The organism is Pseudomonas sp. IT-P258, assembly GCF_949767825.1.
Taxonomy (GTDB): domain Bacteria; phylum Pseudomonadota; class Gammaproteobacteria; order Pseudomonadales; family Pseudomonadaceae; genus Aquipseudomonas; species Aquipseudomonas monachiensis.
The window spans coordinates 173,539-187,315 of the sequence record NZ_CATKPU010000109.1; the positions used below are offsets into that span (position 1 = coordinate 173,539).

General features: G+C 63.2%; 9 protein-coding genes. 8 read left to right on the forward strand and 1 reads right to left on the reverse strand.

Translation table 11 applies throughout. The features are described from left to right. Positions 1–3: 3 nt before the first annotated feature. From ACM6G4_RS28180 to ACM6G4_RS28200, 5 genes are read left to right on the forward strand one after another with little or no spacing between them, the layout of a single operon-like run. On the forward strand, positions 4–948 hold the full coding sequence (locus ACM6G4_RS28180; RefSeq protein WP_409079252.1) for a DUF58 domain-containing protein: 945 nt from the start codon (positions 4–6) through the stop codon (positions 946–948). Next, positions 945–1,439, forward strand: a complete 495-nt coding sequence (locus ACM6G4_RS28185; RefSeq protein WP_056727579.1) for a DUF4381 domain-containing protein — start codon at positions 945–947, stop codon at positions 1,437–1,439. The genes ACM6G4_RS28180 and ACM6G4_RS28185 overlap by 4 nt, the downstream gene beginning before the upstream one ends. Beyond that, complete coding sequence (locus tag ACM6G4_RS28190; protein WP_414915088.1) at positions 1,432–2,514, forward strand: vWA domain-containing protein; 1,083 nt, start codon at positions 1,432–1,434, stop codon at positions 2,512–2,514. Before ACM6G4_RS28185 ends, ACM6G4_RS28190 begins: the two co-directional genes overlap by 8 nt. Continuing rightward, positions 2,511–4,250 (forward strand): tetratricopeptide repeat protein, encoded by a 1,740-nt coding sequence (locus ACM6G4_RS28195; protein ID WP_414915089.1) that lies wholly within the window; start codon positions 2,511–2,513, stop codon positions 4,248–4,250. Before ACM6G4_RS28190 ends, ACM6G4_RS28195 begins: the two co-directional genes overlap by 4 nt. Beyond that, on the forward strand, positions 4,247–5,896 hold the full coding sequence (locus ACM6G4_RS28200) for a BatD family protein (protein ID WP_223542554.1): 1,650 nt from the start codon (positions 4,247–4,249) through the stop codon (positions 5,894–5,896). The genes ACM6G4_RS28195 and ACM6G4_RS28200 overlap by 4 nt, the downstream gene beginning before the upstream one ends. Positions 5,897–5,902: 6 nt before the next feature. Here the strand turns inward: ACM6G4_RS28200 and ACM6G4_RS28205 are convergent, their stop codons facing one another. Beyond that, a complete protein-coding gene (locus ACM6G4_RS28205; protein ID WP_409079250.1) occupies positions 5,903–7,486 on the reverse strand; it encodes an ATP-binding cassette domain-containing protein in 1,584 nt (527 codons plus the stop codon). Between the two features lie 410 nt (positions 7,487–7,896). Between ACM6G4_RS28205 and ACM6G4_RS28210 the strand changes: the two genes are divergently transcribed. Genes ACM6G4_RS28210 through ACM6G4_RS28220 form a run of 3 tightly spaced genes read left to right on the forward strand, consistent with a single transcriptional unit; the run spans position 7,897 to position 13,372 of the window. Continuing rightward, positions 7,897–9,141, forward strand: coding sequence for an exonuclease SbcCD subunit D C-terminal domain-containing protein (locus tag ACM6G4_RS28210; RefSeq protein WP_223448254.1), 1,245 nt, complete (start codon positions 7,897–7,899; stop codon positions 9,139–9,141). Beyond that, positions 9,138–12,779: an AAA family ATPase gene (locus tag ACM6G4_RS28215; protein WP_414915090.1), complete on the forward strand. Its 3,642-nt coding sequence runs from the start codon at positions 9,138–9,140 to the stop codon at positions 12,777–12,779. The genes ACM6G4_RS28210 and ACM6G4_RS28215 overlap by 4 nt, the downstream gene beginning before the upstream one ends. Then, positions 12,776–13,372 (forward strand): glutathione S-transferase, encoded by a 597-nt coding sequence (locus ACM6G4_RS28220; RefSeq protein ID WP_056727591.1) that lies wholly within the window; start codon positions 12,776–12,778, stop codon positions 13,370–13,372. Before ACM6G4_RS28215 ends, ACM6G4_RS28220 begins: the two co-directional genes overlap by 4 nt. Positions 13,373–13,777 lie beyond the last annotated feature (405 nt).

A 13,777-nucleotide genomic window follows, 5' to 3' on the forward strand; every position in this document is an offset into this window, starting at 1 on the left:
TCGATGAACGCCAGCCTGCCGCCCGAGCCGGGCATCCGTGTCAGCCTCGCCGACCTGATCGAGATGCGCCATCGCGTGCGCGAAGTGCAGCTGTTTTCCACGCCGAGCCAACGCAGCCCGCTGATCGGCCTGCACCATTCCAAATTGCGCGGGCGTGGCGTCGACTTCGATCAGGTGCGGGTCTATCAGGCCGGCGACGATGTGCGCACCATTGACTGGCGTGTGACTGCGCGCACCCAGGAGCCGCACACCAAGCTGTTCCACGAAGAACGTGAGCGGCCGATTTTCATCATGGTCGAACAAAGCCGCCGGCTGTTTTTCGGCTCGGGCCTGATGTTCAAGTCAGTGCTCGCCGCCCAGGCCGCGAGCCTGATCGGCTGGGCGGCCCTGGGCCACAACGACCGGGTCGGCGGGCTGGTGTATGGCGACAATGAGCACTACGAGATCAAGCCCCGGCGCAGCAAGCAAAGCCTGCTGCAGTTGCTCAACCGGCTGGTGCGGGTCAATCAGTCGCTGACCACCGAAGGCGAGCCGGACCGTGACGCCTTTGGCATTGCCTTGCGCCGGGCGCGGGAGGTGTCGCGTCCTGGCAGCCTTGTCATTGTGATTTGCGATGAACGCGCGCTATCGGAAAGCGCCGAGCAACAGCTGAGCCTGTTATCGCGTCATTGCGACCTGCTGCTGCTACCGGTGTCCGATCCGCTGGATCATGCCCTGCCCGCCGCTGGCCTTTTACGTTTCGCCGAGCGTGGCGCGCAATTGGAACTCGATACGCTGAATTTCGACCTGCGCCAGGCTTACCGGGCCCAGGCCGAAGCACGCATCGCCCGCTGGGAACTGCTCGCACAAAAACTACGGGTGCTGATGATGCCTTTGAGCACCCAGAGCGAGATGGTCGAGCAATTGCGCGAATACCTGAACCCACAGAAACCGGGGAAAGGTCGATGAACAGCCTTGATCAACTGCAACCACTGATATCACCGCCACCGGTGGAATTCTGGCCTCCGGCACCGGGCTGGTGGTTACTGCTTCTATTGGTGCCATTGATCGGTTTAGGCCTGTGGAAGCTGCGGCACTTCATTCCACGCAAACGTCCCGTGGTACGTGCCGAGCAGCCGCTTGACCCGGTGCGCCTGGCCGCACTGGCCGAATTGGCAATGATGCCCAAACCCTACGACGGTGCGCCGGCCGGTGCCTGGCTGCAGCAACTCAACGGCTTGCTCAAGCGCCTGTGCCGCAACCACTATCCCTACAGCCAGAGTCACACCCTCAACGGCCGCAAGTGGCTGGCGTTCCTCGATAACCGCTGCCCGGCAGCCGGGCTGACCCGCTGGATGGTGCTGGTCGAAGGCGCCTACAAACCTGAGTGCAAGCTCGACGACAAGGCCATCGCCGGCCTGACCCAGGCTGTCGACACCTGGATTCGCAAGCATGTTTGAGTTCGCCTGGCCGTGGATCTTCGCCCTGTTGCCCTTGCCGTGGCTGATGCGCATCGTATTGCCGGTGGCCGACAGTGGCGAACCGGCGCTCAAGGTCAGCTACCTCAGCGACCTGGAAGGCCTTGCCGGGCGTCGCGCCCGGGCCAACCTGCCGGCATGGCGCCAGCAGGCACCTTTCATACTGCTGTGGGTGTTGCTGCTGATCTCGGCGGCGCGCCCGCAATGGCTCGGCGAACCCCTGCCGATTGCCGCCAGTGGCCGTGACTTGCTGGTGGCGGTGGACGTTTCCGGCTCCATGGACTTCCCTGACATGCAGTGGCAGGACGAAGAAGTGAGCCGACTGGCGCTGGTCCAGCACCTGCTCGGCGATTTTCTCGAAAGCCGCGAAGGTGACCGGGTCGGCCTGATCCTGTTCGGTAGCCAGGCCTACCTTCAAGCCCCACTGACCTTCGACCGCCACACCGTACGCGTCTGGCTCGACGAAGCGCGCATCGGCATTGCCGGCAAAAACACCGCCATCGGTGATGCCATCGGCCTGGCCCTCAAGCGTCTGCGCTCGCGTCCGGCAACTAGCCGCGTGCTGATCCTGGTCACCGACGGCGCCAACAATGGCGGTGAAATCGACCCGCTCACCGCTGCGCGACTGGCGGCCAGGGAAGGGGTGAAAATCTACCCGATCGGCATCGGTGCCGATCCGGAGCAAAGTGGAACAGTCGGCTTTCTCGGCGTCAATCCGAGCCTGGACCTTGACGAACCGTCCCTCAAAGCCATCGCCGAAGCCACCGGCGGCCAGTATTTCCGCGCCCACGATGGCAAGGAACTGCAATCGTTCAAGGACACCCTCGATCAACTGGAGCCCGTGGCCCAGCAACCGACCCAGGCCCGCCCGGCCCAAGCCTTGTATCACTGGCCACTGGCCCTGGCGCTGTGGTTGAGCATGCTGCTGCTGGCACCCGTACTTTGGCCGGACAACCCCTTGCAACGCCTGTTTACCAAGGATCTGTTCCTGCAAACCCAATTGCTGCCCGACTGGCGCCAACGGCTCAAACGCCTGCGCCTGCGGAGGCGCCGATGAGCGTGCTGTGGCCCTACTGGTTCCGCCCCTGGTGGCTGTTGTTGCTGCCGGTGCTTGGCTGGTTGCTCTGGCAACTCTGGCACCGCAAGAAGCGCGCCGGGCGCTGGCAGATGATCCTGCCGCCGGCCTTTCACGCAGCGCTGCTCAGCGGTGGCAGTGGTCGCGACAGTAAACTGCCCTGGATCGCCCTCGGTCTCGCCTGGCTGTTGACTGTGCTCGCCCTGCTGGGACCGAGTTGGCAGCGTGTCGAGCAGACCAGTCAAAAGCCCGCCGACCCGCTGGTGGTGATTCTCGAACTGACCCCGGAAATGCTCGCCACCGACGTTACGCCCAACCGACTGGAACAGGCGCGACGCAAGCTGCTTGATCTGCTGCAGATTCGCAGCGACGCGCAAACCGCCATCGTCGTCTACGCCGGCAGTGCCCACACCCTGGTGCCGCTGTCGGATGATCTTTCCACCAGCCGCAATCTGCTGGATGCACTGAAACCGTCGTTGATGCCAGAGGCCGGTCATCGCGCCGATCTGGCGGTGCTCAAGGCCTTGGCGCTGCTCGACCAGGCGGCTTTGGGCGACGGGCGGATCCTGCTGATTGGCTCGTCCCTGACCGACCAGGAGCGGCTGGGCATCCGTCGCGCGCTGAGCGGTAAATCGACTCAATTGCTGATGCTCGGCATCGGCACCGCCGAAGGCTCGCCGATCACCCAGGAGGACGGCAGCTTCCTCAAGGATGAACAAGGCGCCATTCTCGTGCCGCGCCTGGACGAACCCGGCTTGAAAAACTTTACCAACGACCTGGATGGCCGCTATCGCCAGGCGCGTCTTGACGATAGCGACCTGCACGCCCTTGGCCTGCTCGACGGTCCACGTCACTTGCGCAACGACGGTCAGACCTTGCGCCTGGACACCTGGGCCGATCAGGGTTACTGGTTGCTGCTGCCACTGTTGCTGCTCGCGGCCTGCGCGGGACGTCGGGGCTGGCTGTTGTGCCTGCCGCTGCTATTGGCGCTGCCTCAACCGAGCTACGCCTTCGACCTCGCGGACCTTTGGCTGCGCCCTGATCAACAAGGCCTGCATTTACTCAAGCAGAAGCGCCCTGCGCAGGCTTCCCGACGCTTCGAAAACCATCAGTGGCAAGGCGTGGCGCTCTATGAGGCCGGCGACTACGCGGGCGCCGCCGAGCGGTTTGCCGAAGGCGACGATGCCCACGCCCACTACAATCGAGGCAATGCCCTGGCCAAAAGCGGTGAGCTGGAGGCAGCCCTGGACGCTTACGAACAGGCACTGGAGCGTCAACCGGATCTGCGTCCGGCACTGACCAACAAGGCGCTGGTCGAACGTCTGCTCAAGGAGAAAAACACGCCACCCCCTCCTGAGCCAGACGCAGCCAGCAACGCCCGGCCCGAAACCGAACCGACGGAGCCACCGCCCGGTGCCGCTGCCCAGCCCTCGAGCAGCGGCGAACCGAAAACCGAGGGGCAACCGCCCCGCCCGGGTGAGGAACAACCGCCCACCACCCCGCCGAAGCCGGGGGCCAACGAGGTACCGGGCAGCGAACTGGGTGACGAACAACACACCACACCACCCTTGCGCCCGGTCACCGACAGCATCGAAGGTGAACAGCGCCAGGCACTGGAGCAGTGGCTGCGGCAGATCCCGGATGACCCCGGCGAACTGCTCAGGCGCAAATTCTGGTACGAACAGCAACAACATCAGGATCAGGAAGAAACTCGATGACCCGCTTCACCGTTTTATTGCTCGCGCTGCTGCATTGCCTGTTGTTCTGCACGGCTCAGGCACAGGCAGCAGAACTGGTCGCCAGTGTTGATCGCAGTCGCCTGAGCTCGGGCGAGACGGTCGAACTGACCCTGGAATCCAGCGATGTCACCCAGTTCGGCAAACCTGACCTGACAGCGCTGGAGCCGTTGTTCGAAGTGCGCGGCACACGCCAGGTCAACCAGTTGAACACCCTGAGCGGTGAAAACCAGGCCACCACCCGCTGGATCGTCACCCTCCTGCCCCGGCAAAACGGCAGCGTAGTGATTCCGTCACTGCAACTGGGCGAACTGCAGAGCCAGCCAATTACCCTGCAAGTGGTCGAGAGCGAAACACAGGACAACCCGGACAAGCGGGCCGCGGTGTTCATTGACGCCAGCCTCGACCAAACCAGCGTCTACGTGCAGGCCCAGGCGGTCCTGACCCTGCGCATCTACCATTCGGTGTCGCTGTACGACGACAGCAGCCTGCCGCCCTTGCAGATACCTGACGCACGCATCGAACAACTGGGCGAATCGCGCACCTACGAAAAGGACATCGACGGCCTGCGCCACGGCGTGATCGAAATGCGCTACGCGATCTACCCGCAACACAGTGGCGAACTGATCATTCCGGCACAGGTCTTCAACGCCGCGCTGGTCGACCCACAACCGGTACAGGACGCAGCCCAAGGGCCCAAAGCCGGCAAGCTGATGCGCGTCACCTCGGTCGAGTTGCTGTTGACGGTCAAGGCCAAACCCATCACCTATCCGGCCGATGCCCCCTGGCTGCCTGCGCGTAGCCTGACCCTGAGCGAAAGCTGGAGCCCGGAGCCGGATCACACCCAGGTCGGCGATTCGCTGACCCGCAGCCTGACAGTGAAGGCCGAAGGCTTGTCCAGCACCCAACTGCCTCCGCTGCCCGGCACCGACGTCGGCGGCCTGCGGCGCTACCCGGATCAACCGGTGCTCGGTAACCAGAACAGCGAACGTGGCCTGGTCGGCAGCCGTGAAGACCGCGAGGCCCTGGTGCCGACACGGACCGGCGCCATCGAGTTGCCCACCGTCGACGTGGTCTGGTGGAACACCTTCGAAGATCATCTGGAACACAGCAGCCTGCCCGCCCGCACGCTGCACGTGGCGGCCAATCCGAGTCTGATGGCCGACACCCCGGCCGACGCCTCACCGGTCGATGCCGGCGCCGACAGCGAAGCGCTCTGGCGCTGGAAGCTCAGTACCCTGATCCTGGCCTGCACCACCCTGCTCGGCTTCGGCCTCTGGTGGCGTGGCCGCTGGCAACCGGCGGTGGCGCGTGTCGCTCAAACCGGCCCGAGCCCGCGCACCGTTCTAGACGACCTCAAGCGCGCCTGCCAGGCCAACGATTCCCACGCCACCCGCCAGGCCCTCGACGCCTGGGCCCGCCAACAGCCGGAAACCCTGGCCGACATGGCCGCCCGCTTCGTGCCACTGTCCGACGCCCTCGACGGCCTGAACGGCGCGCTGTACAGCGAAACCGGCCAACACTGGCAAGGTGACGAGTTGTGGCGGGTGATCAAGGCGATCCCGATGGCTGAACGGGTGCAGGACCCGGTCGGTGACAGTGGATTACCGCCGCTTTATCCGAAGTGATTGTTTTTAGTTTTTGAGATGAAACTCAACATCTAGATGAATAGCGTGTAAAAAAGCACAATCGTGAGAAACCACGATCAATGCCCCTTGGTATTGATTAAGCATCTGCTCCAGTGCTATTCGACTGGGCAGATCCAAATGGTTATCCGGTTCGTCCAGCAACAGCAATTGTGGTGGCCGCCGTGCATACAACTGCGCAGCGAGCGCTATTTTCAGGCGTTCGCCGCCACTCAACTGGTACGTCTTGAGCATCGCACGGTCAGCATCAATCCCCATCTGCGCCAAGCGGGTGCGTGCCTCGGCTTCGGGCAATTCGGGATTGCTCTCGTAGAGCCATTGCACCGCGGTGCGTTCGGGATACTGCAATCCGGCGTGTTGATCCAGCCAGCCAACATGGCAACTGCGGATGAGTTCGCCTTCGCGCACCGGCAGTTGGCCGGCGATTACTCGCAACAGGGTCGACTTGCCGCTGCCGTTGGCGCCCAGGATCGCCATGCGCATAGGCCCCGTCAGCGTCAGATTGACCGGCGCCGCGTAACCGAACGGGAGAATGACGTCGTTGAGCTGCACAATCAGCTTGCCATTGGGCACTACGCTTTCCGGAGACAACATCATGCGTTGAATGTCCGGCGCGCACCGCGCACGGGCCTCGGCGATACGTTGTTGTTGCTGCTCCCGTGCCACCTGTTGATTGAGGCGCAATTTTCCCTGACTGTTTTCACTGCGCTCTTTCTGGGCGTTGGTGATCAGCTTGGTCTGATTACCGTCGCGGGCCTGACGGTCGCCGCGCGCATTACGCCGTTGCTGACGCGCCATCTGCACGGCCATCTCACGTTGCTCGCGCTTGGCCTGCGCCCTCTCCCCTTGCAATGCCGACTGGAACGACTGCTGTTCTTGCTCGCGCGTCGCCGCATACTGACTGTAGTTGCCGCCATAAACCGCCAGCCCCAAGGGCGAAAGATCGACAATTTCGTTCACGTGTTCCAGAAGGCCCCGGTCGTGGCTGATCAACACCAGACCGTTGGGCCAGCGCTCGATCTGCTGCGCAAGCTTGTGTTGCTGATCAATATCCAGGTGGTTGCTGGGCTCATCGAGAATCAGCCAGTCGGCCCTGGATAACCACGCCCCCAACAGCGCCACCCGTTGCCGTTCGCCACCACTGAGTGCGTCGGTGCGCGCGTTGGCACTCAAGTGACCGAGGCCGATCTGCTGCAGTTCCGCCTCAAGGCGTGTGGCGCAATCCCATTGGTCGACCGCCAGCGCATGGTCGTCATCTTCGACGCTGCCTTGGGCAATGCGCGCAAGCGCCGCCAGAATATGGTCGACCCCGGCCAGCGCGGCAACGCTGGGGTAGTGCACGGGTTCCAGTAACTGCGCCACGGCGTAAACCCGCCCTTCGCGACGGACGATGCCGCTGGCGGGTAGTTGCTCGCCAGTGAGGAGCCGGCCAAGCAAGGACTTGCCACAGCCATTGGCACCCACGATGCCGGTGGCCCTGGTACTGAAGGTGTGGTTCAAGTGATCGAACAGCACGCGCCCGTCGGACAGGTTGAGCGACACATGATCAAGTTGCAGTAACCGTTGAGTCATGACACTTCCTTTTCATTCGGCCGGATAGGCACTGAACCACTCCCTGATGGTGCGCAACAGCACCCGGCGGATGGGCAATGACCGTGAACACGGCGCCTGCCCACATTTGAAAATGACCTTCGAACAGCATGCCGGCCCTGATCGACGTCGAGAGATCTTGTGTCACCCTCAACACCAGACGTCCCGAAGGCCAATGTATCTCGATCAGGCGCGCCCCTTCTACCAACAACAAGATCGAAAGATCGCAGCCTGCGGCAGCTCCTACATTGGATATGTGCATACCCTGTAGGAGATGTCGCAGGCTGTTTTTTTTGCCCTCTGCATTCCCGACCTTTTGCCAGTAAACTCTCTCCCCTTTCGCCGCCTTCATTTTTCACGCGGCCATTACCTATTTTGTAGCGGAGTCCGCCTTGCGCTTGTTTCACACCTCCGACTGGCACCTCGGGCAGAACCTGCACGGCCAGGATCGCGATTTCGAACACGGCTGTTTTCTCGAGTGGCTGTTGCGCCAGCTGAAACTGGATCAACCGGATGTGCTGTTGATCGCCGGCGATATCTTCGACACGGTCAATCCGCCGGTCAAAGCCCAGGAACGCCTCTACGACTTCATCGTCAGCGCCCACGAACAGCAGCCGTTGCTGACCATCGTGATGATTGCCGGCAACCACGATTCCGGCTCGCGGATTGAACTGCCCGCCCCCTTGATGCGCCGCTTGCGCACTCATGCGCTGGGCCGCGTGCTGTGGCTCGACGACGGTCAACTGGACGCCGAGCGCCTGTTGCTGCCGTTGCCCGATGCCAGTGGTGAAGTCGCCGGCTGGTGCCTGGCGCTGCCATTCCTGCGTCCGGCGGAAGTCACCGGCGCGCATTTGGGCGACAACTACCTGCGCGGGATCGGCCAGGTGCACGAGTGGCTGATCGAAGCGGCCAACGCCAAGCGCCAGCCGGGTCAGGCACTGATCGCCATCAGCCACGCGCACATGGCCGGCGGCTCGGTGTCGGAAGACTCCGAGCGCAGCCTGATCATCGGCAACGCCGAAGCCCTGCCCGCCAGCCTGTTCGGGCCGAGCATCAGCTACGTGGCCCTCGGCCACTTGCACAAGCCGCAGAAGGTCAACGGCGAGGAGCGCATCCGCTATAGCGGCTCGCCGATTCCGCTGTCGTTCTCCGAGATCAGCTATCAGCACCAGATTCTCGACATCAAGCTCGACGGCGAAACCCTGCTCAGCGTCGAGCCGAAACTGATCCCCCGCGCGGTCAACCTGCAGCGCATCGGCCCGGCGCCATTGAGCGAGATCCTGCTGCAACTGGCGGACCTGCCGAACATCGACCTGTTGGCCGAGATCCAGCGCCAGCCATGGCTGGAGGTGCGGGTGCGCCTCGACGAGCCACAGCCCGACCTGCGCAATCAAGTGGAAACCGCCCTGCAAGGCAAGGCCGTGCGCCTGGTGCGCATCGCCGCCGAGTACGCCGGCAACGGCGGCCGTGACGGTGCCGACGAAGGCAGCACGCTGATCGAACTGGACCAGCTCACGCCTCAGGAACTGTTCAGCCGCGCCTGGCAGGACAACTACGGCAGCGAAGTCGACGAGCAGACCCTCAAGGACTTTGCCGAGCTGTTGCAGGACGTGCAGATGGAGAGCGAACAGCCATGAAAATCCTCGCGATCCGCCTGAAAAACCTTGCCTCCCTGGCCGGGCCGTTTGAAATCGACTTCACCGCCGAACCCCTGGCCAGTGCTGGACTATTCGCCATCACCGGCCCCACCGGCGCCGGTAAAAGCACCTTGCTCGATGCCCTGTGCCTGGCGCTGTTTGGCGCTGTGCCGCGCCTGAACAACACCGGCCGCGACGCCAAGGTGCCGGATGCCGACGGCGAAATCGCTACCGGCGACCCGCGCACCCTGCTGCGTCGCGGCACGGGCGAAGGCTATGCGGAAGTGGATTTCGTCGGTGTCGACGGCCGCCGTTACCGCGCCCGCTGGGAAGCCAATCGCGCCCGGGACAAGGCCGCCGGCAAGCTGCAGGCCAGCCGCCAGAGCTTGCGTGACATCGATCAGGATCAATTGCTCGCCAGCCAGAAAGGCGAATACAAGACTCAGCTCGAAGCCGCGCTGGGGCTGAATTTCGAACAGTTCACCCGCGCGGTGATGTTGGCGCAAAGCGAGTTCAGCGCCTTCCTCAAGGCCGACGACAATGACCGCAGCGAACTGCTGGAAAAACTCACCGACACGGCGCTCTACACCCGCCTCGGCCGTCGCGCCTTCGACAAGACCAAGGAAGCCCGCGAGGCGCACAAGCTGCTGCAGGATCAGGCCAGCGGTGTGACGCCACTGTCGCCCGAAGCCCGCGCGGAACTGGACGGGCGCTTCAACCAGGCGCAGCAGCGACTCAAGACCCAACAGGCGCAGCTCAAACAACTTGAACTGCAGGACACCTGGCTCAAGGACCTGCGTCGCTTGCAGGACGAACATCTGGCCGCCAGCGAACAACTGCAATCGGCGCAGACCCACTGGGAGGCCTTGGCCAGTGAGCGCTTGAGGTTCACCCGCCTCGAACAGCTGGCCCCGCAACGGCACCAGTTCGCCCGTAAAGCCGAGGTCGATGCGCTGCTGACACCCTTGGCGGCGCAAATTGCCTTGCACACGCAGCAGCATGGCGAACTCGGCGAGCGTCAGATGCAGCTTGAGCAACAGCTCGGCAGCGCGCGGATCGCCTTGAGCGAAACCCAACAACGACAAACCGACAGCACACCGTTGCTGCGTCAGGCCTTCGAAGCCCAAAGCACCCTCGCCCGCCTGGCCAAGGACACCGCCCTCAGCGCCGAAGCCAGGCAACAGGCGCAACAGGCCTGCACCCAGGGCCAGGGCACGATTCAGACCTTGCTCGATCAGCAAGCCCGTGGCGCCGCGGACTTGCAACGCATCGCCACCGAGCTGGAGCAAAGCACCCATCTGGCTCCGTTGAGCGATGCCTGGAATGCCTACCGCGATCGCCTGCAACAGTTGATGTTGATCGGCAACCGGTTGAATCAGGGCCAGGCCGAACTGGCCAGCCTCGAACAAAACGCCGCGAGCACCGAACAAGCGCTCACCACGCAGAAGCAACAACTGGAGGTACTGTTCAAGGAGGCCGGCGCCGAACCGGATGCCGTCGCCGAGCAGATCGGCATTCTGGGCAGCCTGTTGCAGGACAACCGCAAGCAACTGCGCGCCGTCGAAGACCTTGCGCGCCTGTGGGCCAGCCAGCAGGAGCTGGACAAGCGCGGTGCCGAGCTGCAACAACGCCAGCTCAGCGCACAGCAGGAACGTGAACGCCTGACCCAGGACGGGGTCAAGGCCAAGGCTGACCTGAGCGTTGCCGAACAGACCCTCAACGTCACGCGCGAGCTGCTGGAGCGTCAGCGTCTGGCGCGCAGTGCCAGTGTCGAAGAGCTGCGCGCGCAGTTGCAGGACGATCAGCCATGCCCGGTCTGCGGCAGCAACGAACATCCCTATCATCAGCCGGAAGCCTTGCTGCAGAGCCTCGGTCGTTTTGATGAAAGCGAACAGGCCAATGCGCAGAAGGCCGTCGACCTGCTCAAGGAAAAACTCACTGACTTGCGCGCCGAAGTCGGCGGGCTGATCGCCCAGCAAAAAGAACTGCTGCAACAGCAGGAGCAACTGGCGACCCAGCAGCAAGCCCTCGCCCCGAGCCTGGAAGCGCATCCGTTGGCGACCCAACTGCTGAACCAGGATGCCGCCAAACGCGATGCCTGGCTCGTTCAGCAAAACAGTCAGCTCAACCAGAGCATCAGCCAGGACGAGCAACGGCAGAGCGCGCTGCTCACCCTGCAACAGGATGCCGCGCGCCTGACCCAGCAACTGCGTCACGCCGAAACCGCGCACCAGCAGGCGGCCCAGCACCTGAGCAATCAACAGCGCGAACTGGACAACGACCGCCAGCGCCTGGACGAAGAACTCAAGGCATTCGCCAGCCTGCTGCCGGCCGAGACCCTGCAAGCGCTGCGCGACGAACCGGCCGCGACCTTCATGCAGCTCGACCGGCAGATCGCCGAGCGACTGGCGCAACTCGAGCAACAAAAGGAAGAACTGGCCGAGCAGCAACAGCGCCAGCAAAACCTGGAGAAGGAACAGGATCGCCAGCAAAGCCGCATGCAGCAATTGCAGGCCGCCGAACAGCAATTCAGCGGGCTGGCCGAGCAGCAACAGGCGAGCCAGCACACGCTCGGGCAATTACTCGGCGAACACAGCAGCGCCGAGCATTGGCAACAGCAACTGGAACAGGCCGTGGAACAGGCCCGCAGCGCCGAAGCCAGCACTGCGCAGACGCTGCAAAGCGTTCTCACGCAATCAGTGCAACTCGCCGCCGAACTCAAGGCCCAGCAGGAGCGCTTGCACGCACTGGAAGGCGAAGAACGCGAGCTCGCCGGCAAGATCGGTGACTGGCGCGCCCGCCATCCCGAACTGGATGACGGCGGCCTCGAAGACCTGCTGCGCGTCGACGACACTCAGGTCAGCGAACTGCGCCAGCGCTTGCAGCACAGCGAAAAAGCCATCGAACAGGCCCGCGTCCTGGTGCAGGAGCGCGACAAGCGCTTGATCGATCACCAGACGCAACACAACGGCAACCTCGACGCCGAGCAGTTGGCCAGTGCGCTGATCGACCTGCAAAACCTCGCTGCCACCAGCGAGCAACACTGCGCCGAACTGCGCGCCGAGCAGGCCGAGGACCAACGCCGGCAGAACGCCAATCAGGCCCTGGCGCAGCAGATTGCCGACGCCTACAACGAGTATCAACGCTGGGCGCGCCTCAATGCGTTGATCGGCTCCGCCACCGGCGACACCTTCCGCAAGATCGCCCAGGCCTACAACCTTGACCTGCTGGTACACCACGCCAACGTGCAATTGCGCCAACTGGTGCGCCGCTACCGCCTCAAGCGCGGCGGCAGCATGCTCGGGTTGCTGGTGATGGACACCGAAATGGGCGACGAACTGCGTTCGGTGCATTCGCTGTCCGGTGGCGAGACCTTCCTGGTCTCGCTGGCACTGGCCCTCGGTCTGGCGTCGATGGCCTCGAGCACGCTGAAAATCGAGTCGCTGTTCATCGACGAAGGCTTCGGCAGCCTCGATCCCGAATCCCTGCAACTGGCCATGGACGCCCTCGATGGCTTGCAGGCCCAGGGCCGCAAGGTCGCGGTGATTTCCCACGTACAGGAAATGCATGAACGGATTCCGGTGCAGATTCAAGTCCAGCGCCAGGGCAACGGCCTGAGCACCCTGGAGGTGAAATGAACACCCTGTATTCCTTCCGCCGCTGCCCGTACGCCATGCGCGCACGCATGGCCCTGCGCTACTCGGGCGTGGCCGTGGACATCGTCGAAGTCAGCCTGAAGGCCAAGCCCGCCGAAATGCTCGCGCTGTCGGGCAAAGGCACGGTGCCGGTGCTGAGCGCCGATGGCCGGGTGATCGACGAAAGCCTCGACATCATGCGCTGGGCCCTGGCACAGAACGATCCCCAGGACTGGCTGCTCAAGGACGATCCTGACGCAGCGGCGCAAATCGCCCCCCTGATCGAACAGAACGATCAGGTGTTCAAGGTGCACTTGAATCGCTACAAGTACGCCGAGCGTTATCCCGAGCAGCCGATGGAGGTTTATCGCGGCGAGGGCGAGGTGTTTTTGCAAAGGCTGGAGACGTTGCTGGAGGAACGCGACTACTTGCTCGCCAACCATCCAAGCCTGGCCGATGTGGCGTTGATGCCCTTCGTGCGCCAGTTCGCCCACGTCGACCGCGACTGGTTCGCGCAGACGCCCTATCGGCGTTTGCAGGACTGGTTGCAGCGGTTTCTGGAGTCGGATTTGTTTACCGGTGTGATGCGCAAGTAAGCCACCGCACACTGTGGCGAAGGGCTTGCCCTAATGCCAGTCAGTCAAGGAGCAAAACCTGTGGGAGCGAGCTTGCTCGCGATAGCGGACTGTCAGGCAACGCAGATGTTGACTATGCGATCGTCATCGTCGGAACGCCGCCCGGAGCAAGCTCGCTCCCACAGGGGGTGTGGTGTTCGAAACGTTAACTGATCGGCATTAGGGCAAACCCCCTCACCACAAAAGCCCTTCATCGACAGCAGGCTTCAGGCCAACACCTCACACATCCCGATCGCCGAGCAATCAACCTGGAACGGGCCGAAAGCCACGTTTTCATTCCTGATCGGTGGATTGCCGGCCAGCATGCCCTGGGCACTGGCGTTTTCGCAATTCTGACGCGTGGCTTTCAGTCGATTCTTGTATCGC